This is a genomic window from Bradyrhizobium sp. 482_C4_N1_8 (assembly GCF_052075965.1).
Lineage (GTDB): Bacteria > Pseudomonadota > Alphaproteobacteria > Rhizobiales > Xanthobacteraceae > Bradyrhizobium > Bradyrhizobium barranii.
Map to the genome: position 1 here is coordinate 4,869,755 of NZ_CP197231.1, position 22,321 is coordinate 4,892,075.

The 22,321-nt window shown below is 60.6% G+C and carries 20 protein-coding genes and 6 pseudogenes; 16 read left to right on the plus strand and 10 right to left on the minus strand.

The features are described from left to right. Positions 1-323 precede the first annotated feature (323 nt). Positions 324-710, minus strand: a complete 387-nt coding sequence (locus tag AB7Z56_RS23380; protein ID WP_231145284.1) for a DUF1236 domain-containing protein — start codon at positions 708-710, stop codon at positions 324-326. A 423-nt stretch (positions 711-1,133) separates the two neighbouring features. Further along, positions 1,134-1,532, minus strand: a pseudogene (locus tag AB7Z56_RS23385) (ATP-dependent DNA ligase); the annotation flags it as partial. 41 nt (positions 1,533-1,573) lie between these two features. Between AB7Z56_RS23385 and AB7Z56_RS23390 the strand changes: the two are divergent. From AB7Z56_RS23390 to AB7Z56_RS23410, 5 genes and pseudogenes are all read left to right on the plus strand, one after another. Further along, a complete protein-coding gene (locus tag AB7Z56_RS23390) occupies positions 1,574-1,723 on the plus strand; it encodes a hypothetical protein (protein WP_441256831.1) in 150 nt (49 codons plus the stop codon). A gap of 177 nt (positions 1,724-1,900) precedes the next feature. Further along, complete coding sequence (locus AB7Z56_RS23395; RefSeq protein WP_231141859.1) at positions 1,901-2,359, plus strand: Hsp20 family protein; 459 nt, start codon at positions 1,901-1,903, stop codon at positions 2,357-2,359. 70 nt (positions 2,360-2,429) lie between these two features. Continuing rightward, positions 2,430-2,750, plus strand: a complete 321-nt coding sequence (locus AB7Z56_RS23400) for a hypothetical protein (RefSeq protein WP_063979757.1) — start codon at positions 2,430-2,432, stop codon at positions 2,748-2,750. A gap of 15 nt (positions 2,751-2,765) precedes the next feature. After that, entirely contained in the window at positions 2,766-2,987 is a 222-nt protein-coding gene (locus tag AB7Z56_RS23405; RefSeq protein ID WP_084794892.1) for a hypothetical protein, read from the plus strand. A 738-nt stretch (positions 2,988-3,725) separates the two neighbouring features. Beyond that, a pseudogene (locus tag AB7Z56_RS23410) lies at positions 3,726-3,977 on the plus strand (hypothetical protein); the annotation flags it as partial. Between the two features lie 435 nt (positions 3,978-4,412). Here the strand turns inward: AB7Z56_RS23410 and AB7Z56_RS23415 are convergent. The 3 genes and pseudogenes from AB7Z56_RS23415 to AB7Z56_RS23425 all read right to left on the minus strand — a co-directional run bounded on the left by AB7Z56_RS23415 (position 4,413) and on the right by AB7Z56_RS23425 (position 5,419). Further along, positions 4,413-4,655 carry a hypothetical protein gene (locus tag AB7Z56_RS23415; protein WP_063983370.1) on the minus strand — a complete coding sequence of 81 codons (243 nt, stop codon included), beginning with the start codon at positions 4,653-4,655 and terminating at the stop codon, positions 4,413-4,415. Between the two features lie 51 nt (positions 4,656-4,706). Next, a pseudogene (locus AB7Z56_RS23420) lies at positions 4,707-5,103 on the minus strand (Ku protein); the annotation flags it as partial. Between the two features lie 34 nt (positions 5,104-5,137). Then, positions 5,138-5,419, minus strand: coding sequence for a hypothetical protein (locus AB7Z56_RS23425; RefSeq protein WP_085398433.1), 282 nt, complete (start codon positions 5,417-5,419; stop codon positions 5,138-5,140). Between the two features lie 830 nt (positions 5,420-6,249). Between AB7Z56_RS23425 and AB7Z56_RS23430 the strand changes: the two genes are divergently transcribed. The 3 genes from AB7Z56_RS23430 to AB7Z56_RS23440 all read left to right on the plus strand — a co-directional run bounded on the left by AB7Z56_RS23430 (position 6,250) and on the right by AB7Z56_RS23440 (position 8,688). Continuing rightward, positions 6,250-7,446, plus strand: coding sequence for an MFS transporter (locus AB7Z56_RS23430; RefSeq protein WP_231141857.1), 1,197 nt, complete (start codon positions 6,250-6,252; stop codon positions 7,444-7,446). An 87-nt stretch (positions 7,447-7,533) separates the two neighbouring features. Continuing rightward, on the plus strand, positions 7,534-7,773 hold the full coding sequence (locus AB7Z56_RS23435; RefSeq protein ID WP_063983378.1) for a hypothetical protein: 240 nt from the start codon (positions 7,534-7,536) through the stop codon (positions 7,771-7,773). Between the two features lie 771 nt (positions 7,774-8,544). Continuing rightward, complete coding sequence (locus AB7Z56_RS23440) at positions 8,545-8,688, plus strand: hypothetical protein (RefSeq protein ID WP_231141855.1); 144 nt, start codon at positions 8,545-8,547, stop codon at positions 8,686-8,688. Here AB7Z56_RS23440 and uvrA read toward each other — a convergent pair. Beyond that, on the minus strand, positions 8,685-11,213 hold the full coding sequence (gene uvrA, locus AB7Z56_RS23445) for an excinuclease ABC subunit UvrA (RefSeq protein WP_063983379.1): 2,529 nt from the start codon (positions 11,211-11,213) through the stop codon (positions 8,685-8,687). The genes AB7Z56_RS23440 and uvrA overlap by 4 nt on opposite strands. Positions 11,214-11,402: 189 nt before the next feature. Here uvrA and AB7Z56_RS23450 point away from each other — a divergent pair, with 189 nt between their 5' ends. The 6 genes and pseudogenes from AB7Z56_RS23450 (at position 11,403) to AB7Z56_RS23475 (ending at position 16,430) form a co-directional block, all read left to right on the plus strand. After that, entirely contained in the window at positions 11,403-12,428 is a 1,026-nt protein-coding gene (locus tag AB7Z56_RS23450) for an aldo/keto reductase (protein WP_231141853.1), read from the plus strand. Continuing rightward, positions 12,425-14,208: pseudogene (locus tag AB7Z56_RS23455) on the plus strand (thiamine pyrophosphate-requiring protein). Before AB7Z56_RS23450 ends, AB7Z56_RS23455 begins: the two are co-directional and overlap by 4 nt. A gap of 436 nt (positions 14,209-14,644) precedes the next feature. Continuing rightward, the gene (locus tag AB7Z56_RS23460; protein WP_028152961.1) at positions 14,645-14,965 is read left to right on the plus strand and encodes a PepSY domain-containing protein; all 321 of its coding nucleotides are present in this window, start codon (positions 14,645-14,647) and stop codon (positions 14,963-14,965) included. A gap of 37 nt (positions 14,966-15,002) precedes the next feature. Then, positions 15,003-15,623 carry a general stress protein gene (locus tag AB7Z56_RS23465; RefSeq protein ID WP_231141849.1) on the plus strand — a complete coding sequence of 207 codons (621 nt, stop codon included), beginning with the start codon at positions 15,003-15,005 and terminating at the stop codon, positions 15,621-15,623. Positions 15,624-15,696: 73 nt separating this feature from the next. After that, positions 15,697-16,157: pseudogene (locus AB7Z56_RS23470) on the plus strand (YidB family protein). Positions 16,158-16,166: 9 nt separating this feature from the next. Continuing rightward, positions 16,167-16,430 (plus strand): GlsB/YeaQ/YmgE family stress response membrane protein, encoded by a 264-nt coding sequence (locus AB7Z56_RS23475; protein WP_063983383.1) that lies wholly within the window; start codon positions 16,167-16,169, stop codon positions 16,428-16,430. Between the two features lie 1,097 nt (positions 16,431-17,527). On the opposite strand, the gene AB7Z56_RS23480 is transcribed toward AB7Z56_RS23475, so the two are convergent. The 4 genes from AB7Z56_RS23480 to AB7Z56_RS23495 are packed head-to-tail and all read right to left on the minus strand — an operon-like array spanning position 17,528 to position 19,962. After that, positions 17,528-18,478 carry a L,D-transpeptidase family protein gene (locus AB7Z56_RS23480; protein ID WP_283018862.1) on the minus strand — a complete coding sequence of 317 codons (951 nt, stop codon included), beginning with the start codon at positions 18,476-18,478 and terminating at the stop codon, positions 17,528-17,530. Between the two features lie 57 nt (positions 18,479-18,535). Continuing rightward, positions 18,536-19,612 (minus strand): glycosyltransferase family 4 protein, encoded by a 1,077-nt coding sequence (locus tag AB7Z56_RS23485; RefSeq protein WP_063983385.1) that lies wholly within the window; start codon positions 19,610-19,612, stop codon positions 18,536-18,538. A 12-nt stretch (positions 19,613-19,624) separates the two neighbouring features. Next, entirely contained in the window at positions 19,625-19,759 is a 135-nt protein-coding gene (locus tag AB7Z56_RS23490; RefSeq protein ID WP_256376410.1) for a hypothetical protein, read from the minus strand. Beyond that, complete coding sequence (locus AB7Z56_RS23495) at positions 19,753-19,962, minus strand: hypothetical protein (RefSeq protein WP_063983386.1); 210 nt, start codon at positions 19,960-19,962, stop codon at positions 19,753-19,755. Before AB7Z56_RS23495 ends, AB7Z56_RS23490 begins: the two co-directional genes overlap by 7 nt. A 601-nt stretch (positions 19,963-20,563) precedes the next feature. Between AB7Z56_RS23495 and AB7Z56_RS23500 the strand changes: the two are divergent. Together AB7Z56_RS23500 and AB7Z56_RS23505 are read left to right on the plus strand one after the other, a co-directional pair. Continuing rightward, a pseudogene (locus AB7Z56_RS23500) lies at positions 20,564-21,699 on the plus strand (YihY/virulence factor BrkB family protein). A 60-nt stretch (positions 21,700-21,759) separates the two neighbouring features. Then, complete coding sequence (locus tag AB7Z56_RS23505) at positions 21,760-22,110, plus strand: response regulator (protein ID WP_084795139.1); 351 nt, start codon at positions 21,760-21,762, stop codon at positions 22,108-22,110. The last annotated feature ends 211 nt before the right edge of the window (positions 22,111-22,321 follow it).

Consider the following 22,321-nt stretch of genomic DNA (forward strand, 5'->3'; position numbering starts at 1 on the left):
CATTTTTGGAATGATGGTCCCAATAGGAACGACGAGCGCGGGCAATTATTGAGTCGTCGCTGGCTCGCCGGCAGAGCTGGCGGAGCGGCCTCGGCCTACCCCCTTGACCCCTGCAGCCGGGGCCGTCTCTCCGCCATTATCGTACACCCGGCTCGGCGGCCTCGAGCACGAGAAGCCCGCCACAGTTGCCTAGGGCCTTCTCGCAACGACTGATCTCCCAACCGCACCGGCGGTTCGCGCCAATTCGGCAATGACGAACTAAGGCCCCGCGGAGTGACGCTCCGCGGGGCCTTAGCTCTTAACAGCCTACACGCCTTGACCGATCAGTCGATGATTTTCACGACCCGGCGCGTGCGCGGTTCGACGATGACACGGCGGTCGTTCACGACCGCGTAGCGATACTCGGTGTAGTTCGGCACCGGGCGCAAGACCACGGTCGGGGGCAAGGGCTCGCCGACGACGACGCGCTCGTGAATCACGACGGAGTCGTCGCGCGGAATTCCGCCGAGCACGGCATTCGGAATTTCGAGGCCGGCGCCAACGGCCGCACCGACGGTGCCGCCGACCATCGCGCCGACCGGGCCACCGATGTCGCCACCCGCACGCGCGCCGTCCCTAGCGCCCTGTTCGGTCGTCGACTGGGCAAAGGCCGCAGTCGACGCCGCCAGCAGCGACACAGCAGCCAATGAAATCGCAAGACGGGTTTTCATGTCCACTCTCTCCAGTGGTTGTTGATGCGCCGTCAACCGCTGGGCCAGAGCATTGTTCCGGTTCCTCCGATGAAAGGCGCGTCTGGAGAATGTTACTGCGTAACAGTTCAGGCCGCGGTGGCGCAGCGTTGCTGTCAGGCATACGTTGCTAAGACGGGTAGCTCTTGATTGGAAAGCCGCAGTATCATGGGCCGGTTGCAAGAAGTTGCGACGAAGAAGGCTATCGCAATTATTGCAATCTTTTGCTCGACGGATTCGAAATCCGCGTTTTCTTGAGCGACGCGTAGCAAATCGGATACACTGCGGCAAATCCTGAAGAAGGGTGGGTTCGGGTGATTCAAGGCGAGCTCGGCCATCATAAACGGCGAGGTCGTGATGCCGGCCGCCGATGGCAGCACCGATTTCTCCGTCTTGCAGAACGACATGGTCGACCTTGCCGGCATAGATTAGGTGGTCGCCCTTGCGCCTCGCGAGATAAATACCGTCCCATTTGCCCTCGTCGAGCGCGAAGCCGGCAATTGTTAAGGTCTCGCGTTGGGCGCATGTCTTTTTGATCCAATTGTTGCCCCGGCCGCTGGCGTAGATGCTGTCACGCACCTTCGAGACTACGCCTTCGAGCCCCACCTTGCAGGCGTGCGTGAACATCTCGCGGCCATCGATCTCGAAGCTATCGCTTAACTGTAGGTCGCTGCCGGTGATGATCTTCTTCAGCGCCGCCTTGCGCTCCAACAGCGGCACATTCCGGAGGTCCCTGCCGTTGAGATAAAGCAGGTCGAAGGCGACGAGCACGATCTTCGTCGAGGCGCCCTTGAGCTGGCTTCGACAAGACATCGGCGGCCGAGCTGCGGCGGCGCCTCGAGCCGCTGGTCCGTAAGACACAGCCCTATGCCAAGAGGATTGCGCACAAAGGCATCTGGGTCGAACCGAAGCTGCTTGCTGAGATCGAATACCAAGCGAAGTCGGCCGAGGGGAAGGTGCGGCATCCGTTCTTCAAGGGGTGCGAGGACCTGTAACGGCGCGGCGATCGGTGGCAAAATTTTTTCAGCCCCCTCTTGAAACCAAAACCGGCTTTGCTAATTTTTTTGTCGCCATCTGACGATGGTGTCCGGGCGCCTCATGGGCCCGGGCCAAGAGACGGGCACCGTGTCCGGTGCCGCTCGTAGACATCTTGCTCTTAGGAGGATTTGGCTATGCGCACCTACGATTTTGCCCCCCTCTGGCGCTCGACCATTGGTTTCGACCGCCTCTTCGACCTCGCAGAAACCGCTCAGCGGGCCAGCGAGGACAATTACCCGCCCTACAACATCGAACGGATGGCGGAGGATCGCTATCAGATCTCGCTGGCGGTGGCGGGTTTCTCGCCCGAGGATATCGTCATCACCGCCGAGCAGAACGTGGTGACGGTTGAAGGCAGCAAATCCGACAAGACCGAACGTGATTTCCTCTATCGCGGTATCTCGCACCGCGCCTTCAAGCGCCAATTCAGCCTCGCCGAATATGTCCAGGTGAAAAGCGCCGCATTCGACAACGGCTTGCTGACCATCGAACTCGTCCGCGAGATTCCGGAAGCGATGAAGCCGCGCCGGATTGCGATCGGCGATGCCTCGACCGGCAGCGTGCGGAAGCTGGAAGCCAAAGCCGCCGCCTAGTAGAGGCGCCATGGAGCCGCGCTGCAAGTCGTGCGGCTCCCATCCATTCGTCAATGAAAAGGAGAGGACCATGCGGCCGACGACCGCTGACGACAACGTTTTCGACTTCGACGCGCTGCTTCATCCCGGCACGGTCTTTGAGACACCCAAAGACGTTCTGGATCACCCTGCCCTGACGCTGGCCGAGAAGCGCGCAATCTTGGCATCATGGGCGTCCGACGCGTCCGCGATCGCCTCTTGCCCGTCGATGCGCGCACCTGCCGGCCTCAAGAAGCCGGTATCGATCGACGAAATCTTGGACGCGTTGCGCGCCTTGGACGGTGGCCCCCGGACGCCACCCGGCGGAAAGCCCTACCGTCTCCGTTCGACCGAACGTGCGGCCGCGGCGTGAAGTTCGGAGCCTCAGATGACAACGGACGAAAAACTAGCGCGGCTTCGCGCCCATCGCAACAACGTCCACCGCTACCGCCGCCTGCTGAGCACTCGGCTCTCAGATCTTGAGCGCGAGTTCTTGATGAAGCGACTCTCGGAGGAGCAAATCGCTATTGATGCGCTATCGACGACGACTTTCCCATTTTCCTTGAATCTCGACGGTCCAATCACCGGTGCAGCATCCAGGGTGGCTTAGCTTCAATGCTGGACCTTATATTGATCGATCGCAATCGTCGTGGTTGGGAATGGCGAGTTTGCGACCAGTCTGGCACTGCCCTGGGTAAGGGCCGTGAAAGAACGCGAATGGCCGCGAGATATCGCGGTTATCAGGCGATGTTTCTATTGCTCGCAAGCGGAGCCCGGTTAATCGATCCGGGGCCGTTGGCGCCATAAGATGAGCTTACGGCTCCTCCCCGGCAATGGCCGAAAGCGGCGGGCCTGCAACAATGTCCTTCCTGACCGGCCCCGGGGCCACCAGGTAGGCGCCACTCCCCTGACGGACTCAGTTTCCGTAATTGGCCGGTAGCGGTCGTCACGGCAACGATGACGAGGTGTTGGATTCACGGGGCATCAGACGTGGTCGGCAAGTCCGGCCCGGCATCCAGGGACATCCCTCCGTTACCGCGATTGCCGCTATGGGCTTCATGTCGCGCGGCACTCTTCATCGATACTTGGTGCTAAGTCCTCAGGACGCATTCCGCGGATGATCCAGCTCAGTGCGAATTGGTCCTTTGGCAGGATTTCGGGAAACCCCTCGGCCTCACGCCCTCGGCCGTCCGAACCACGGTTAGCAGCTGCTTTTTGTAGGCATATCCGGAACGGGAACCTAGGCTTGCTGCCCGCCGTTATGCAATTCCTCTGCGGATCGCCTGGCTCAGGGCACGCCCCTGAAATATTAAGAAATCAATATGCTCAAAGACACAAAGGGGGATCGATGACGTTACGGGCTACGCCATCGGTCGACCGCATGTCCGTCCTTGACACCCTGAGCGATTTCATCCGTCGGATCGACGATCCCGATGCTCTTGCGTATGCCGCGGCTGAACTTCTCGGAAGCAGCCTGGGGGTCAGCAGGGCCGGCTACGGTACGGTCGATACATCGGCCGAAACGATCACCATAAGCCGTGACTGGAATGCGCCGGGCATATCGAGCCTGGCGGGCGTTCTTCGCTTCCGCGACTACGGTATTCGCTGAGGTCGTAAGCTGCAATCCACGGCATCCTAAGCCCCTTAGTTTTCACGGGATGCGTTGGCGGCCGCGATAAGACGACGCAAGTCAATGTTGTACTGCGGCACGTTCGGGTTCTTTACAGCCCGCTCCAGCAGGAGCTGCCACGTTCGGATCGAACCGAGCCATGTGCATGATCTCGTCCGCGTTCTGCTTGTTCGAAGGAAGCTGCTCGAGAAGCAACTTAAACCGCTTGATCAAGCCTCCGCCGGCGAGATCGCCCTTGAAGTGGCGAACGACCTGTTATTCGGCGCATGGTTTGCCCCCCGATCGGCGCCCAAGGCTGACCCCGCCCAACACCATCGACACCCTTGAACCATCACAAGCCGATGGGGGTCAAAGTTCGGCGCTTATTTACAGTCCGGTGCGCAAGGTTTCCGGTCCCACGGGTGCCTAGCGCCGACTCGCCACCCAGATCCCAAGCAGGAACGCCACAAACAGGGATTGCAGCGGCGCCTTCAAAGTCATCTCGCGCAACTGTTCGGCCCAGCGCATCGCGGCATCATGCGAATGCGACGGGCGACGGCTCGCATCCGCCTGGCGGCTCGACCTCGCTAAGGAAGCCTGCTCTATGCCGCCGTCATCATTCGTCAGCCCGGAGGCTTCCGTCATTGCCGAGGTTTCTTTCATATCCATGCGGTCCTCCTACGATAGCGTCGGAGCAACCGATCTCCCGACGGCTCGTTCCTATGCGGACTTCCGCCGCGTCCCGGCCCCCGGCTTCTTGGCGGCCGCCTCCTTCGCCGACTTCTTGCCGGCGATCGGCATCAACATCTCCTTCTGAACGGCCGAGGTCTCTTTGGCCTTCTTGGCCGACTTTTTTGGAACCTTGGCTACGGCTGCGGCGCCCCCGACGCTTTTCCGCCACGTCCATCAGATCGACGACGTTTTCGCCGCGCGGACGCTCCTTCGGAGTGATCGGCTTGCCGGCGCGCTTCTGATTGATGAGCTCGATCAGAGCCGTTTCGTAGTGGTCCTCGAATTTCTCGGGATCGAACGTGCCGGACTTCTGGTTGACAATGTGCTTTGCGAGATCGAGCATATCCTTGGTGACTTTGACGTCTTGGATCTCGTCAAAATGCTGGTTCGCTCCTTCGCTCTAGTGTTATGGCCTAAAGCTACGTGTCAGATTGTGCATTGCGTGATGCTGAAAACTCGGCCAAAACTTGATCTGCCGCGAGTCTCGCACATCGGTCGTCATGCAATTCGTCGAGTTTTCTCAAATAGGCGACTGCCGCTATTTGCAAGAGATCGAAATCATCTTCGCCGGTATTACGAAGATGAGCGACGTAGCGATAGAGGGCGGAACACCTGTCGTCGTTCTCGCTGATGCCACTGTGGAGCAGCAAGTAGTTCCGCCACGCGAACGCGCACGCACCATCTACGGCCTGAGATGTCATGGGCGTCTCCCAAAGTCAGAGAAAGACTGACGATGCCTTTCGTTCCGCGAATCTCACAGATGTAACGTTGTTCCGTAGTTGCGCCGCAAGATGGATTCCACGGGGCAATGTCGATCGTTGCACAGAACGGTCAATGCGATTGGCTGTTCGAAAAAGCGTCGAGCTGGGCTGGCCGCCTTGCAAGTAGCTGCTTTGCCCGAATGAGCCTGCATATGTTCCCTAGAAAAGAAGATTTGGGAACATGCCACCTTTGCTCATGGGGGCCCTTAACCGACCTCGGCATCGGCACCAATGTCCGCTTTGCGCGCGACAAGCTTCCGCCCCAATGAAACGCGTCGTAGCCCAAAGCTTACCCCTGAGCTAAAAGTGCGAATTGGGTGGTGCGTCCCGACGGGTTTTGAACGGCCGACCTCCGCCATGTCACAGCGGCGCTGCTACCAACTGAGCTGCGGACGCGGGCCGGTATCGACGCTCTGACGCGTACGTCGCTGGCGTTTACCCCAGCGGCCGATCTCCGGCTCTGCCCCTTCCAATTCACATATTGCCCCTCGTCCTCGCAGTTCAGGCGCGAGGCAGGTGGATTTCCGCTGTCTGAAATCGGGCGCCGCAGGTTTCGCGGGTCCAGAGAGGCATGGCCATGATCCAGGAGAAGCAAGGGGCACCCACGAGATGACGCCGTAACCATCCCATCGCAGGGGCGGAGGAACCACCGCGATTGGCCCATATTATCCTCTGGTCCGCCCCCGCGCCAATTGGCTGGCCATGTCATCGCGTCTTGTCAGCCCTGCGTGTACGGGACCACATTCTGTCGGAAGTCGTTCAGCGTCTCGATGGCATCGCGCTCCCCTCCCCGCCTCTGGCCCCTCTACGCAGTCAACTTCTTCATGGCCGACATGCAGTCGGGCATCGGACCGTTCGTCGGCGTGTTCCTCCAGGAGCGCGGCTGGGCGACCGGACTGATCGGCACCGCGCTGACGATCGGCAATGTCGCCGGCATGCTGGTCACAACGCCGATCGGCGGCTTCATCGATTCGAGCCGCAACAAGCGCCTGTGGGTCGTCATTCCCGGCATCTGCGTGGTGCTTGCGTCCGCGATCATCCTGATCTCGCAACATTTCTGGGCGGTCACGTTGTCGCAAGTAGCGCAATCGCTCGCGAGCGCTGCGATCGTGCCGGCGGTCACAGGCATCACGCTCGGCATCGCCAGGCAAAAGGGCTTCAATGCGTTGAACGGCCGCAACCAGGCCTTCAACCACGCCGGCAACATGGTGGGCGCGGCGCTGTCGGGCTATCTCGGCTACAAGTTCGGCTACGTCGCCGTGTTCGTGCTTGCGGCGGTATTCGGCGCCATCGCGATAGCCTGCGTGCTGATGATCCCGGACAACTCGATCGACGATCGCCAGGCCCGCGGCAGCAAGGAAGACGAGAGCAAGAACCCGCCGGATGGCATGTCCGTCCTGCTCAAGCACAAGCCGCTACTGGTGCTGGCGTTTGCGCTTGCCATCTTCCATCTCGGCAATGCAGCGATCGTGCCGCTCTATGGACTTGCAGCGGTCGCCGAAGGCCAGGCCAACGGACCGAGCTTTGTTGCGACCACCGTGGTGATCGCCCAAGGCGTTATGGTGGTGACCTCGCTGATCGCCATGCAGGTCGCGGGAAAGCGCAACTACTGGCCGGTGATCCTCATCTCCTTCATGTTTCTGCCGATCCGCGGCGTGCTCGCCTTCTTCGTAACGGGATGGTGGGGGGTGATTCCGACGCAGGTGCTGGACGGCATCGGCACCGGGCTGCAGACCGTCGCCGTGCCTGGCATGGTGGCGCGCTCGCTTGACGGCACCGGCCGCATCAATCTCGGCCAGGGCGCCGTCATCACCGTGCAGGGCGTCGGCGCAAGCCTGAGCCCCGCGCTTGGCGGCTGGATCGCGCAGTGGATCGGCTACGGCCCGACCTTCTTGCTGCTGGGCGGCTTCGGGCTCGCATCGATCGGGCTGTGGCTGGCGTTCGGTGCCGCAGTGAAGAAGTATTGAGGCAAGCGGCCGGCCGGACATTACGGCGCGAATTGCTTTTGCGATCCGGGCACACCAAGCTGCGGCACCTTTGGCACAAGACCAGCCATGCGCCGAAGTCTCGCCGGTACCAATGGCGGCGACCACGGCGGTCGAGATCAGAGGGCCGACGCCCGGAATGCTCATGAGGCGACGGCAGTCAGTTTCCTTCTCACCGATCTGGTCAATCTCGCCGGAAAGGCTCTCGACCCGTTCATCGAGAGATATCCAGTCTTCGTACAAGCCAGCAATCAGGCCGCGCATTCGTGGCGATATCTCATCCTGACGGCTCTCCAGGATCGCCAATGAGCGCGGGGGCGCGAAATGCCACTGTTCCCCAGCGATACGTGAGTTGGTTCAGGCGCCCTTCATATTCGGCCCGCTAAACTGGCGGACTGGGATTTGAGACCAGCGGAATAAGCGCCGCCAGGACAATGTATTTTGAGCCTGGCGGCGTTCAATTTTAAGGCCAATGAGAAGCCCGCCCGCTGAACCGGCGCATACGAAGAGGCTGCCAACTGAGGGCTTCTTTATTTTGGTGCCGTTTCACCGATCAGATCGAATAACCGCGTTCAACGCACGGCTCATGTACCGGGCGCGCGCCGGATTGGGTTATCCCGCCCGGAGGCGGTTTTCGGCGGTGCACACATTGGCGAAAGCTCGATTCTTCCCAATTCCGTTGGCTCCATCAGGACGCTTGTGCCGTCAATCTTGCGGCCGGGTGCAATCAATCTCGTGCGCCATAAGAACCACAGAGACCTAGAGCTGCGCCCGTTCGATACGAAAGTGAACTAGCGGCGTCGTGCACAACCTCCCCACGTGCCGCCGCCTCCAATGCGTTGCGCTGTGATTTGGTAAGAGTCGATCGGCCAACCCCGCTCACGATTTGACTCCGAAGCATCGCCCTTAATGGGCTCACCAGGTGTGGGCCCGCCAGCGTGAACCGGCGGGCCATGATCGCTAGCTAGCCAGAGCCGAAGCGCAATGTTGTCGCCGCGATCGAGACAGTGGCGAAGCAACTCGGCAACACGCCTGCCATCTGCCGCAAGAGCTACGTACACAGAGGTCTTGACTGCCTACATGTCCGGCGAATTCGTCGATATGATCGAAGCGAAAATAGCTCAAAAATTCAAGAAGCAGTACGCGCAACTGACGCCCATCATGGTTCTGGCCTTTCTACACATGCGCCTGGCGGCGTTGAAGGCGGCAGATTCAGGATCTTAGAGGACGGCTGCGAGATAATTCGCTGTCCGGCTCCGCGATTTCTTCGCGACCTGCGACGGCGTGCCTGAGGCTACTATCCGACCGCCTTCGTCGCCGGCACCGGGCCCGATATCGATGATCCAGTCGCTGGCGGCAGCCACCGTCATGTCGTGCTCGACCACGATGACCGTATTGCCGGCCTCAACGAGGCCGTGCAGTTGCCTCATCAATTTGGTGACGTCCGACGGATGAAGTCCAGTCGTCGGTTCATCCAAAACGTAGAGTGTCTGACCACGTTGCGCCCGTTGCAGCTCGGTGGCGAGCTTGACCCGCTGCGCCTCACCTCCTGACAGTTCGGTCGCCGACTGGCCGAGCCGGACATACCCGAGCCCGACGTCGCGAAGCACGCCCAGACAACGACGTAGAAAATCCTCACTACTGAAGAACTCGAACGCTTCGTCTACAGTCAACGCCAGCACGTCAGCGATTGATTTGTTCCGGATCTTGACCTCCAACGTTTTGGCGTTGTACCGCGCGCCTTTGCAAGTCGGACAGGGAGCGTAAACGCTCGGCAGGAAGAGAAGCTCGACACAGACGAAGCCTTCCCCTTGGCACGTCTCGCAACGGCCTTTCGCTACATTGAAGGAGAACCTTCCCGCGTCATAGCGCCTTGCACGCGCCTGTTTGGTTGAAGCGAATATCTTGCGAACATGATCCAGCAGGCCGGTGTAAGTCGCGAGGTTCGATCTCGGCGTGCGGCCGATCGGCTTCTGGTCCACTACTACCAATCGCTTGATGTCATCGAGGCCTTCCGCAATCTCGCCACCTAAGGTTTCGACCGAAGCCTCTAGCTTGTCGTCCTCGTCGCCCGCCTCTTTGCGATGGCCCAGTTCGTCGCCCACGGCATCGACAAGAAACTGACTAATGAGGCTCGACTTGCCGGATCCCGAAATCCCCGTGACGCTCGTAAACACGCCGAGCGGAATTTCCGTGTCTAGCCGATTGAGATTGTTGCGCGTGACACCGCGAAGCTTGAGCCATCCGCGGGGGTTTCGTGGAGCCCTTGCCACGCTCTCGTGCTGGCCACAGAGGTAAGGTCGCGTCCGAGACGCTTCCACGTCTTTCAGTCCTGCCAGGGGACCGCTGTACATAATACGCCCTCCCTGCGCGCCTGCGTCGGGGCCGACGTCGACGATCCAATCGGCGTGCCGCACCACGTCGAGCTCGTGTTCGACGACAAACAGCGAGTTGCCGGCCGACTTCAGGCGGTCGAGAGCGCGCAACAAGGCTTCCGTGTCCGCCGGATGCAGTCCCGCCGAGGGCTCATCCAGGACATAGACCACTCCGAACAGATTAGAGCGGACCTGCGTCGCCAATCGAAGCCGCTGAAGCTCGCCTGGCGACAGCGTCGGCGTGCTGCGTTCGGGCGTCAAATAGCCAAGACCGAGATCAAGTAGCACTTCAAGGCGTGCCGACATGTCCTCCGTTATCCGTTGCACCACGAGAGCCTTCTCAGGATGGCCGACGAATTGATTCCTTTTCTTATCGAGATGCCCGCCGAGCAACAAGCGGAGCTGGTTCAACGGCAGTCGCGAAACCTCGGCAATGTCCATTCCGGCGAAGGTGACGGACAGCGGTTCGGGTTTAAGCCGCTTCCCCTTGCAGACTGGGCAATTTGAGCTCGACAGAAATTGCGCCACCCGGCGTTTCATCATAGCGCTCTGCGTCGTGGCGAACGTCTGCAGCACGTATTTGCGCGCGCCGGTAAAAGTACCTTGATAGCTCGGCTCCTCCTTCCGCTTCAGCGCCCGCCTCGTCTCGGCAGGCGTATAGCCGGCGTAGACCGGCACGGTCGGCTGCTCGTCAGTAAACAGAATCCAGTCCCGATCTTTCTTCGGCAATTCGCGCCACGGCCTGTCTACGTCGTAGCCGAGGGTAACGAGAACATCGCGCAGGTTCTGGCCTTGCCACGCGCTTGGCCACGCGGCTATGGCCCGCTCGCGAATGGTCAACGTGTCGTCGGGAACGAGCGAACGTTCATCGACCGCATGGACGCGTCCGATGCCATGACAGTTGGGACAAGCGCCCTCGGGCGTGTTGGGCGAGAACGACTCCGCATATAGCAACGGTTGATGCTGCGGATAGTCGCCGGCGCGCGAGTACAACATCCGCAGCAGATTGGACAGGGTCGTCACGCTGCCGACTGATGACCTTGTCGTCGGCGAGCCTCGCTGTTGCTGCAAAGCGACTGCGGGGGGAAGCCCCTCGATCGAGTCCACTTCGGGCACTGCCATTTGGTGGAAAAGGCGGCGGGCGTACGGTGAGACCGATTCCAAGTAACGCCGCTGGGCCTCTGCGTACAAGGTCCCGAAGGCGAGCGACGACTTCCCGGATCCGGACACGCCCGTGAACACCACGAGCGCATTTCGGGGTATCTCGAGCGAAACGTCCTTCAGATTGTGCTCGCGGGCTCCGCGGACGCGGACGAAACCGTCGTCTGTATGGATATTCCGCTCGCCCTTATCGCCGATCAGCGACTTGTCCATCGTACGGTTCCTCGCCACTCGCGGAACGCTATGGCCGTCTCGAAGAGGAAAGTCTCCGGGAAATGACCGGTTCCGTAACGGTCACTGTCCGTCCCTTCAGCGCCGAAAACCCAAGCTCCTGTGAATTTACATCTAGGAACCGGCTCTCGCGCCCGTCGTTCAATTCCCGACAAATGTTGAGGATTCTCTATGAATGACCGCGCGCGACAGATCTTCAAACCCAAATTCCGTTTCGGCCTCGGTGGCGTTTCCCTCGGCAACGAGTTCAACAAGCATACCGATAAAGAAGCCGAGGCAACCCTTGAAGGCGCATGGGCGATGGGCGTTCGATATTTCGATGTAGCGCCTTGGTATGGGTTCGGACTCTGCGAGCGTCGCTTCGGTCATTTTCTGCATAACCAGAAGCGCGACGATTATATGCTCTCGTCGAAGGTCGGGAAGCTTTTCAAGGCGTCAAAGAACAACAAACATGCGGATATTTATCCGCTGTCAGATTCGCCCAATGACATCATTTTTGACTATACGGCGGACGGTGTGCGCCGCTCGATCGAAGACAGCCTGCAGCGCCTCGGCGTCGACAGCCTGGACGTCGCTTTCGTGCACGACATCTCACCCGATTTCGCGTTCTTTCCGAACGGCTGGGAAGAACAGTACGAAATCGCCCGTAAAGGCGCGTTTCCGGCGCTCTCCAAAATGCGTGACGAGGGCATCATCCGCGCTTGGGGCATCGGCGTGAATACACCGCTTCCCATCCTCAAAGTCATGGAAGATGCGGATCCTGACGTCTGCCTGTGCGCCCGCCAATACTCGTTGATCGATCACGCAAGTGCGGTGAACGAACTTTTCCCGGTCGTGCGAAAAAAGAACGTTTCGCTCGTCATCGGCTCCTCTCTCAACGCCGGCTTCATCTCAGGAAGTCCACGTTACAATTACGGAAAAGAGAACTTCAAGATTCCCGCTGCTGTCATCGAGAAGCGGGAGAAGCTCAGGACGATCGCCTCTCGGTATGGCGTGGACCTCCGAACTGCCGCACTTCAGTTTTCGGCGGCGGCCGACGTCGCGGTCGCTCTGGTCGTGGGGGCACGGAGCGCTCAACAGATCCAGGAGGACTGGAATTCGCTCCAGGCCAAGATCCCTTCGGATTTCTGGGGTGATCTCAAGCAACAAGGCCTCATCGAGAAAAGCGCCTCGCTCCCTGCTGCTTCGGAGGCTTGAGCATGAAGGTCGGCGATTTTGTGGTCGAACGGCTCCACGCTTGGGGCGTGCGCCGCATCTATGGCTATCCGGGCGACGGCATCAACGGTGTGATCGGCGCCCTGCAGCGCGCCGACAGCATTGAATTCATCCAGGTGCGGCACGAGGAGATGGCCGCCTTCATGGCGGTCGCACACGCCAAGTTCACCGGTGAATTAGGGGTGTGCTTGTCGACCGGCGGCCCGGGAGCAACTCACCTCATCACGGGATTGTACGATGGTAAACTGGACCATGCTCCCGTTCTTGCTATCTGCGGGCAAGCTGAGGCAACCGTTCGAGGTGCCAGTTACCAGCAGGAACTTAACTTAGACCGGATGTTTGCGGACGTCGCTGGCTTCGTACAGGAAGCGTCATCCCCTGCCCAGGTGCGGCACCTATTTGACCGCAGCATCAGGGTCGCTAAAGCCGACAACATACCTTCCGTCATTATATCTTGCCGAAAGATATTCAGGACGAGGAATACGAAGAGCCCGCGGTAGCGCACGGGTTTACGCGGTCTGGAGTGGGCTATTCCAAACCCAAGATCATTCCAGAGGATGCGGACCTATCCAAGGCGGCCGAGGTCCTGAATGCCGGCAAGAAGGTAGCCATTCTGGTCGGCGCGGGCGCTCGTGGCACCGCTCCTCAACTCATCGAAATGGCGACCTTGCTCGGCGCCGGCATTGCGAAGGCATTGCTGGGCAAGGATGTGTTGCCGGACGACCTGCCGTTCGCTACCGGCGCGATAGGCCTGCTCGGGACCGAGCCAAGCTGGGATCTTATGCAAGGCTGCGATACGCTCCTGATGGTCGGCACGGGCTTTCCCTGGTCGGAGTTCTTACCCAAAGACGGGGCCGCACGCGCCGTCCAGATCGACATCAAAGCCTCGATGCTGTCGCTGCGGTATCCGGTCGACGTCGGCCTTCACGGCGATGCCGCCGCAACGCTTAAGGCGCTCCTGCCCCTAATCCAGCGCAAGGAGGACCGGGAATGGGCGAAGACGATCGAGACCAACATAACTGGGTGGTGGAAGAAGCTGGAAGGTCGGGCTAAGGCGGAAGCCAATCCCGTCAATCCGCAGCGCGTCGTTTGGGAAATGTCACCCTTGCTACCTGCTAACGCCATCGTGACCAGTGACAGCGGATCCTGCGCCAACTGGTATGCCCGCGATTTCCGGGTGCAGCAGGGCCAGGCTGCATCGCTTTCGGGAGGCTTGGCGTCGATGGGCGCAGCGGTCCCCTATGCCATCGGGGCCAAGTTCGCCCATCCGGACCGGCCGGTCATCGCACTTGTGGGCGATGGCGCAATGCAAATGAACAACATGGCCGAACTCATCACGGTCCAGAAGTACTGGAAGCGTTGGGCGGATCCGCGATGGATCGTATGTGTATTCAACAATCAGGACCTCAACGAAGTCACTTGGGAGCAGCGGGTCATGGAGGGAAACCCAAGATTCGAGGCTTCGCAGGATATCCCCGACTTTGCCTATGCCAAATTTGGCGAACTGCTCGGGCTCAGGGGGATCTTCGTTGATTCTCCGGGCCGCCTGGCATCCGCATGGCAGGAGGCACTTTCGAGCGATCGCCCTGTCGTCCTGGAAGTGAAGACAGATCCTGAGGTGGCTCCGCTGCCGCCGCACGTCACGTTCAAGGAGGCCCGCTCCTTTATGCCTGCGATGGCTAAAGGAGACAGAGGCGCTGGCCGTGTCATCAGCGACACCGCAAGACAAGTTGTCGACGGCCTATTCGGCAAGAGAGATTGAATTTGGGGCCCGCGGCGCTTCAACGCGTTGCGGACCTCCGCCGACGGCGGGTAGCTTACTTAACCCACGAATCTTCCAACTTCGAAGGCGATGCGGTGTTCCGAATCAAAAGACACGGTGCACGCCTGAACACAGCTAAGGACGGATCACACGTTGCGCTTTGGGATACCGCGCCTGCCGCATCAGCCTCAGCAAATGTACTACCCGCGCTGCGCTTCTTGCGAGGTTCGCTATTACTTCTGACAGGGGCGCGTTGGCGCACGTCGCCCCAGGCCCGAGTTGGACCACGTCCGGGCTCTCCTTCTAATAGGTTCAAGTACGCGCCCCGGAGCTCGCTCCCGCTTTCTTGTAGATGCTTTGCAAGCCCTGCGGACCGGGAAAACTTGGAACTTCTCAGTTCAGCGTATGTTGGGCCTTGCCACGACAGGAGGACGATATGAAAAAGACATTTCTTTTGCTGCTGACGGCTGCTTCGCTTCTGGCGGGTCCGTCGTTTGCGCAAAATCCGCCGGCGACCGATCGGCCCAACAACAATGCGGTCAACAGTTCCGGCCAGAACAATTCCAGCAAGCCGGTTGAAGGCGCCAACAGCTTCACCGAGGGCCAGGCCAAATCGAAGATCGAGGACGCGGGCTACAGCAACGTCACATCCCTGAAGAAGGACGACAACGGCGTTTGGCGCGGAAAGGCCAGCAAAGGCGGTGCCTCGACCAATGTCAGTCTGGATTTCCAGGGCAACGTGAACGCGGCCAAGTAACCTGGCGACCACCAGCGAAAATTAAGAGGGATTCAGCATGACCGTTACGATTTCACGTCTCTACGATAACTACTCCGATGCGCAGCGCGCGGTGACGAGCCTGGAGGCCGCGGGCGTGCCGCATTCGGATCTGAGCATCGTCGCGAACAATTCCGACAACTGGTACAGCACCGACAAGAAGGACGATCGCGATCGCGATGGGGTGGACGATCGGGCGGAAGGCGCAGCCACGGGAGCGGGCGTCGGCGCAGGTCTTGGTGGCGCTGCCGGCTTGCTCGCGGGCCTTGGTTTGTTGGCTATCCCCGGCCTGGGTCCGGTCGTGGCGGCCGGATGGCTCGCATCGACCGCGCTCGGTGCCGTTGCCGGCGGCGCCACAGGCGGGGTCGTTGGGGCGCTGACGCAGGCCGGCGTATCCGATGAGGAAGCACCACTCTACGCCGAAGGTGTGAGGCGCGGCGGTACGCTGGTTTCAGCTCGTGTGCCGGATGCGGATCGGACGCGATACGAAGCGATCTTGAATCAGTCCGCCGTCAACCTGCGCGACCGGAGCGCAGCCTGGCAGAAGGCAGGGTGGAAAAATTATGATCCATCCGCCCAGCCTTATGGCGCGGAGGAGGTCCGGAGAGAGCGCCAGCTCTACGGCACCGGCCTGCGATGAATTACCCGGCGGCCCGCCAAGGCGGGTCGCCCTTTTCTTGCGTACGTTTGCCCATCGAACTCAGGAGCCGAAGATGAGTCGCGGAATGCCATCAATGACCGCCCTCTTGGGTATGCTCGCAATCGCCGGTTACCAAAATCGGGACTCGCCGACATGTTTCGCAACGCTACCTCCGGTCAGCCGGCGGGTGCCAAGGATTCCCTGAGCGGTATGCTCGCAATCTTGGCGGCCTTGTGGGAGGCGGCGGCGTGAGTTCGCTGCTGAACGGCGGGATCGGCGAGTTGCTTGAGCACTTCAAGCAGAACGGACAGGGCGATGCGGCCCAATCCTGGATCAATCAAGGGCCAAACCGGGAAGTCACCCCGCCCGAACTCCAGCAGGCTATCGGTCCGGACGTCCTTCAAAAACTGGAGCAGCAGACCGGCCTGTCCCGGCAGGAGATTCTCGACCGATTGTCTCGCGAGCTGCCGGCAAGCGGTGGACAAATACACGCCTGATGGACGTCTTCCGGCTCCATCGGGATCGCAAGGCTAGGGGAGAGACATGAGCATCATCTGGACGATCATCATTGGCTTCGTCGCAGGCGTCATCGCGAAGTTCATCATGCCTGGCGACAACGAGCCCTCCGGCTTCATCCTGACCACTATCCTGGGAATAGTGGGAGCGTTCGTTGCGACCTATCTTGGCCAGTCACTAGGCTGGTATCGGCCCGGAGAAGGCGCAGGGCTGGTGGGGGCGGTCGTGGGCGCCATCATCGTGCTTTTTGTCTACGGTTTTGTGGCCGGTCGCAGTCGACGGGCTATCTAACCGCGGTAACCGGAAATTCTTCGCGTAAACGCGAATATCCGTCCGGGGCGAAAGGCACAAGCAGATGAAATGGATGCTCGTTGTCCTGGTAGGAGGCATGACACCGGTCAACACCGACCTCGTCTTCGACAAATTCGCCGGTTGCCTTGCCGCCGAGAAGCAGATGAGCACTACACCGACGCCTTCGAGGTCTGGGACCGATCGGCCGCGGCAAATATCGAGCGGCGACGCGAATACTCAAAGGTGCGCGACCTCCAGACCAAACGCCTGCTTAGCAGCATCGGTACGTGCGTTCCTCATGCAGGCGGCGACACCATAGCGCCGCGGCAGCCGAGCAATTCGATGCCCTCTCAGCCTCCTCAAGCCGCACCCACGTCGCCACCAAGTCCGAAATCGTGACGTCTGAACGTTCGGAACATAGGGGTCGCAAACGCGTGTTGCAGCTGCTTTGAAAAGCTCTTCACCGCCGTTGCCGTCGGCAGGCGTAAGCTCCGGCGGCTTAGTGTACGTCGAGAGGCAGCCCGATAGGGAAACTAGCGCTCATAAGAACACGCCTAAATGCCGACTAGAACAGGCCTGCGGCCCTCACCACGGCGACAGAACTAAAGGCGAGAATGGGCGCTTACCGAGATCATGTCGGACGCTTTTGATTACTTCCGCGCCTATCCCGTCCGGGCTCTTTGCAAAGCCCGATCCATGTCGCGGGGCAGGATGAAGCATCTGCAGCTGGTGGCGGGCCGAATTTATAACCTCCTCAAGAAAGAGGCCGCTACACTCCTAACACACAGCACATTGAGGAATTCCGGACAGCGCAGAAACTTGAGGCATCTCTCGATCGTCGGCCCGATGACGGCCCACCCCCTCAATGTCACTTTGCTCCGGCGCCGCCGGGCGCGGAACGGGAGGCTTGGTTAAGTGCCTTCCCTCGACGCTCGCACTGTCGCAAGTCTCTTGCAAGAATACGACAGGCTACTCAACGCCAGAACAGGTTCCGGGTTCGATGCTGCGCTTACCTCGATAAACACTTGCCGACCTGGCCCACCGGAGTCATTCACGCCAATCGGCGCCGGGGGGCCACGCTCGCGGTGCATTTGCTGTCATCGTGAGCCCTCGACGAAGGCGATCGGAGTGCCCTTTGCGACGCTCGCTGCAACCCGCTCCGCATCCCAGTTGGTCAGACGGACGCAGCCATGGGATTCCGCCTTCGAGACCTTGTCGGGCGAGGGTGTGCCATGAATGCCGTATCCTTCAGCGGTGAGGTTGATCCACACCGTTCCAACCGGATTGTTGGGGCCCGGCTTGATGGTGAAAGGTTTTCGGGATTGAACGCCCTTAAAGTGGTAGGCCGGACTGTAGCGATAGGTCGGATTTCGGTCGACCTCGGTCACCTTCAGAGTGCCGGATGGCGACGGCTTCTCCTCGCTCCCGACTGTTGCCGGATAGAAGCCGATAAGCACGTTAGACTTGTCGAACAGCTTCACGGTCTGCCGACTCTTGTCGACCTCGACCCTGTCCGCCCTCGACGGCGCGCCGGCCTCTGCACTGCCAGTATCCACAACGATGATGTCGTCGCCGGGGCGGTCGAAGCGCTGCCCGGGATTGAGCGCCGCCAGCAGTTGCTCGCTCATATGAAATTTCTCGGCCAGTCCTTCTCGCGGACTGGTGAAACCCAGCTTCGGCAGGTCTTTCATTTCCTCCATCTTCGACGGGAGCTTGCTAAGAAAAGGTCCGGCGACATCCTGCTCGGTGATCGTGTAGTTCGCCGTGACCCGCCGATCGTCCGCGCGCAGTGCGTTCCAGACGTCCTCGGTCGGAACGTCCGAGCTCGGCAATTGCCGCGCCTCCGCGAAGGCGCGTAGGGCCTTCTTCGCGTTCTCGCCGAATCTGCCGTCGATCTCACCTGGCGAGAAGTGGGCCCGGTCGAGCAGGACTTGTAACCGAACCCCCGCCGGCGTCGGCTTCTCGTTCGACAAGATCTTCTTCGATGGTTCGGCGGCATCGATAGCAGCCGCGCCCATTTCGGCGCACCGCGCCGCCGGGTCGGCCATCACGGCCAGGAGAACAATGATGTGTTTCACCTTTCGAGGCCACATCGCCAAATCCTTTCATGGTATCGATGGCTGAGCACCTGGGCAAAGGTCCGTTTCCTTCACGCCGGGATCGGCGATCAAGCCTCGGTAGGCGCGCTCATACTCTCGCGCCATCCGGCTTGCGGAGAAGCGCGCTTCGAAGCGGGCGCGGGCTACCCTCCGGTCGAGACGGCCAAGCTCTCCAACCGCCCTTACCGCCTGGTCCTCATTCTCGACGATGAAACCCGTCACGCCGTCCTCAACGACTTCCGGCACGGATCCGGATCGGTAGGCAATAACGGGCGTTCCGCATGCCATCGCCTCGATCATGACGAGACCGAACGGCTCAGGCCAATCGATCGGGAATAGGAGGGCCGCTGCGTCGGCGAGGAACGGCTGCTTCTTCGCATCGTCGACTTCCCCCACAAGCTGAACCATTCGACCATCGATGTGCGGCTCTAGCTTCTTCTTGAAGTATCCGGTCTCACCGCGCGGGATCTTTGCGGCGATGCGCAGTGGCTTACCGGCCGCCCGCGCGATCCGGATTGCGTCCTCGGGACCTTTCTCCGCCGTGAGGCGACCAAGGAAAGCGAGATAGGATCCCTCATCGAAAGACGGGCGGAAGAGGTGCGAAGGCAGCCCGTGCTGGATCGTGGCGATCCAGTTCGCCTCCGGAAGCGGCACGCGCTGGTGCTCGGATATCGAGACGAAGCCGGCGCCGGGAAACTCGCGCACCACGTCCGGCAGGCCCGGGAGGTCTAGCCGACCATGCATCGTGGTCAGGAAGGGCACGCCGAGCCGACTGAGCAGCGGAAGCGGCAACCAATCGATGTGTGCGTGGATCACGTCGAAGTCTTTCGCGCGCCTGGCGATGGCCTCCAGCAGCACGGCACTGGCCGCATTGGGGTCCACGCCCTTCCGACCGAGGCGCAGCGCGCGTGGCCACACGGGATGGAGTTTGCCTTTCGTCCTGGAGTCGCCGCTCGCGAATAGTGTGACCTCGTGACCGAGCTCTACCAACTCGTCCACCAACCATGCCACGACCCGCTCGGTGCCGCCGTAGAGCTTTGGGGGAACGCTTTCGGCGAGGGGAGCAAGCTGAGCAATGCGCATCTTGCCGATCCTCTAGACTGGAAACATCAAAAGGAGGATCAGCATGATGGCAGCCGAAACGAGCTTGGAGATGATCAACAGCGTCCAGTCCGGCCTCGCGGTGCTTGCCACCAATTGCCTGACGAGCTTCTCCATAAGCCTCAACATTCGTCCTTGGGGAGACGGTTCAAGTAGGCCAGGCCGAACCCGGTCAGTTCTTCGACCTCGCTCACGCGCGCTTCCCATCTTCCTTGAAGGTGGCGCTGCAGCAGACAACGCCGGCTGTCCGCGGCATCCACGTCGCGATGCTTCGCACGATAGAGGGACCAAACTGTATCCACGGCTCGCCGCCGCAGGGCTTCGTCGACCATGTTCCGGGTCCAACAAAATTGACATCGTGGGACGGCAACTCATCGCCCGAGCGGAGGTTTCCAGTTTTTCCCGAAAATCTTAAGCCCAGTGACGGAGATGGACCGTATCGAGGCCGTGACGGCTCACGGGACACCTGGAGTTCGCCATCGCCGTCCAAGCGCAATCCCATCGCTTCGAGCTCCAGTGCCAATGCTAAACCATGGCCGATGCGAATAAGATCGACGAGCAAGAGCAAGCCCTGCGCCGGATTATTTCCCTACTTGTCGAGCGGCCGGAGAAGACCCTCGATCCAACAGCGCCTAATGGGATCCTCCAACCGACTTAAGTCATAGCAGTTCATACAAACGTACCGATCCCGCCCCCGCCGGGTTCTGTCAGGCGCGCGTTCATTGGACCCGCCTCACAACGGTCAAGGCTTCCGCATCGGTTGGTCTATCGCCGACATCTGAGTATCCCCACCGAGTTAGCATAGGCTCCTCTCAGGCCGCAGCTCAGGCGCGTGGCGCATGTTTCCCCAACCGGGGGCTAAGGCCGGAAACCTCCGAAGTCGCCGCGAGGAATTCCCTTCAACCACTCCGATTAACTTTCGCGGAGAGGCTCATGAAACATGTTGTCGATGGCACGCCCCGCGGTCGCACCGACCATAGTGGTTGGAGTATCGCCGCGGCGCTCGGCTTGTTGGCCGCGGCATTCCTGGTCGAGCGCTTTGCCCCTTTAGAGGACGAAATCCATCCGCCGCTGGCGGAGGCAAAGCGGGACACCGCCGCTGCCGGCCTGGCGGCAGAAGGCGACGGTCGCGGCCGGAGCGCGACTTCTCCGTCGGAGATCCCGGCGGAAGGGTGGAAAGACATTCTTTGGCGTGTATACGGCAACATCGGCGAACATCACATTCTCGCGCTGGCCGCCGGTATGACCTACTACAGCATACTCGCGAACTTTCCGGCGATCGCCGCTCTCGTCGCCATCTACGGGTTGTTTTCGGATCCAGGCAGCATCGCCAGGCACCTCGACGACGTGTCCGGCTTCATCCCGGGCGGTGCCGTCGACGTGGCACGCGAACAACTCATGCGCGTTGCCACCAAGGGAGATCGGACCCTGGGCTCTTCACATTCGCGATCGGGCTGGGAATCTCGCTGTGGAGCGCGAACGCCGCTATGAAGTCGCTTTTTGACACCTTAAACATAGTCTACTGCGAACAGGAGAAGCGCGGCTTTCTGAAATTGAATGCGATGTCCCTAAGCTTCACCGCCGCCGGGATCGCGTTTGTTATAGCGGCGCTGGGTGCGGTCGTCGTCGTTCCACTGCAGTACGTTGGCCTGTCGAACGCAGCCAAACTCCTGGTCCGGATTGGGCGCTGGCCGGCGCTCTTTGTCGTCCTCGCGCTCTCTCTCGCCTGTATCTACCGCTTCGGGCCAAGCCGCCAAGCGCCACGCTGGACGTGGATCACCTGGGGCAGCACGGGCGCGACCGTGCTCTGGCTCGTGGCTTCGGCGCTGTTCTCCTGGTACGCCGCCAACTTCGGCACGTTCAACCAGACCTACGGCTCGCTCAGCACCGTCATCGGCTTCATGACGTGGCTCTGGATCTCAGCGATCGTGATCCTGCTCGGATGCGAACTTAACGCGGAGATAGAGCATCAGACCGCACGTGACACCACGACCGGCGCGCCTAAGCCGCTCGGCGCGCGGGGCGCGAAGATGGCGGACACGGTCGGCGCGGCCCGTGTGGACCGATAGACCAGCAGGAACCGCCCAAACATTCGGCGGTTCAGACTCCTGAGTGAATCGGAGTTCCGCGTGCGCATCCTTTTCGTCGAAGACGACCCTCTGATCCGAGAATTCATCGTCGAAGCGCTACGCGAGGAAGGCTATGACGTCATCCACGCCTGCGACGGCGAAGAAGCGCTTGCGTGGTGCAAACGTACGGCGGCCGACGTTCTTGTCACCGATGTGAGGCTGCCCGGAAAGATCGACGGCTGGCAGATCGCCGAACACTGCCGTCAACATCATCCGGAGTTGCCGGTGATCTATGCGACGGGCTTCTCTCCCGTGACGCCCCGACCGGTGCCGAACAGCCTCATGTTACGGAAGCCCTACCATCCGGAGCAGATTGTCGAAGCCGTGAGAGAGATGACGGCGGGTCGCTAACGTCTGCTAGTTTTTGCCGTTGCCGCGGTTGGTGACGCGGGCGTTGCCCAGTCCCGTCCCGATCGTCAGCACGCCCCACCGCTTCATGTCCTCGGATGCCGGTCGAGTAGTGGCGCAGCGAGCTCGTCGCGCTCTGCGTCGCGCGACGCAGGAACGGCGACCGACATCGAACGTTGAATAAGCTTCGAGGATGTCACGATACTCGAAGAGC

What these genes read in the sequence shown, in the direction of transcription:
- uvrA (WP_063983379.1), bottom strand. Translation starts at nt 11,213, where the DNA reads ATGGACAAGTCGCTGATCGGCGATAAGGGCGAGCGGAATATCCATACA.
- AB7Z56_RS23440 (WP_231141855.1), top strand. Translation starts at nt 8,545, where the DNA reads ATGTCCGGCGAATTCGTCGATATGATCGAAGCGAAAATAGCTCAAAAA.
- AB7Z56_RS23380 (WP_231145284.1), bottom strand. Translation starts at nt 710, where the DNA reads ATGAAAACCCGTCTTGCGATTTCATTGGCTGCTGTGTCGCTGCTGGCG.
- AB7Z56_RS23430 (WP_231141857.1), top strand. Translation starts at nt 6,250, where the DNA reads ATGGCATCGCGCTCCCCTCCCCGCCTCTGGCCCCTCTACGCAGTCAAC.
- AB7Z56_RS23400 (WP_063979757.1), top strand. Translation starts at nt 2,430, where the DNA reads ATGCGGCCGACGACCGCTGACGACAACGTTTTCGACTTCGACGCGCTG.
- AB7Z56_RS23485 (WP_063983385.1), bottom strand. Translation starts at nt 19,612, where the DNA reads ATGCGCATTGCTCAGCTTGCTCCCCTCGCCGAAAGCGTTCCCCCAAAG.
- AB7Z56_RS23475 (WP_063983383.1), top strand. Translation starts at nt 16,167, where the DNA reads ATGAGCATCATCTGGACGATCATCATTGGCTTCGTCGCAGGCGTCATC.
- AB7Z56_RS23450 (WP_231141853.1), top strand. Translation starts at nt 11,403, where the DNA reads ATGAATGACCGCGCGCGACAGATCTTCAAACCCAAATTCCGTTTCGGC.
- AB7Z56_RS23435 (WP_063983378.1), top strand. Translation starts at nt 7,534, where the DNA reads ATGCGCCGAAGTCTCGCCGGTACCAATGGCGGCGACCACGGCGGTCGA.
- AB7Z56_RS23405 (WP_084794892.1), top strand. Translation starts at nt 2,766, where the DNA reads ATGACAACGGACGAAAAACTAGCGCGGCTTCGCGCCCATCGCAACAAC.
- AB7Z56_RS23460 (WP_028152961.1), top strand. Translation starts at nt 14,645, where the DNA reads ATGAAAAAGACATTTCTTTTGCTGCTGACGGCTGCTTCGCTTCTGGCG.
- AB7Z56_RS23415 (WP_063983370.1), bottom strand. Translation starts at nt 4,655, where the DNA reads ATGGATATGAAAGAAACCTCGGCAATGACGGAAGCCTCCGGGCTGACG.
- AB7Z56_RS23480 (WP_283018862.1), bottom strand. Translation starts at nt 18,478, where the DNA reads ATGGCCGACCCGGCGGCGCGGTGCGCCGAAATGGGCGCGGCTGCTATC.
- AB7Z56_RS23465 (WP_231141849.1), top strand. Translation starts at nt 15,003, where the DNA reads ATGACCGTTACGATTTCACGTCTCTACGATAACTACTCCGATGCGCAG.
- AB7Z56_RS23395 (WP_231141859.1), top strand. Translation starts at nt 1,901, where the DNA reads ATGCGCACCTACGATTTTGCCCCCCTCTGGCGCTCGACCATTGGTTTC.
- AB7Z56_RS23490 (WP_256376410.1), bottom strand. Translation starts at nt 19,759, where the DNA reads ATGTTGAGGCTTATGGAGAAGCTCGTCAGGCAATTGGTGGCAAGCACC.
- AB7Z56_RS23495 (WP_063983386.1), bottom strand. Translation starts at nt 19,962, where the DNA reads ATGGTCGACGAAGCCCTGCGGCGGCGAGCCGTGGATACAGTTTGGTCC.
- AB7Z56_RS23425 (WP_085398433.1), bottom strand. Translation starts at nt 5,419, where the DNA reads ATGACATCTCAGGCCGTAGATGGTGCGTGCGCGTTCGCGTGGCGGAAC.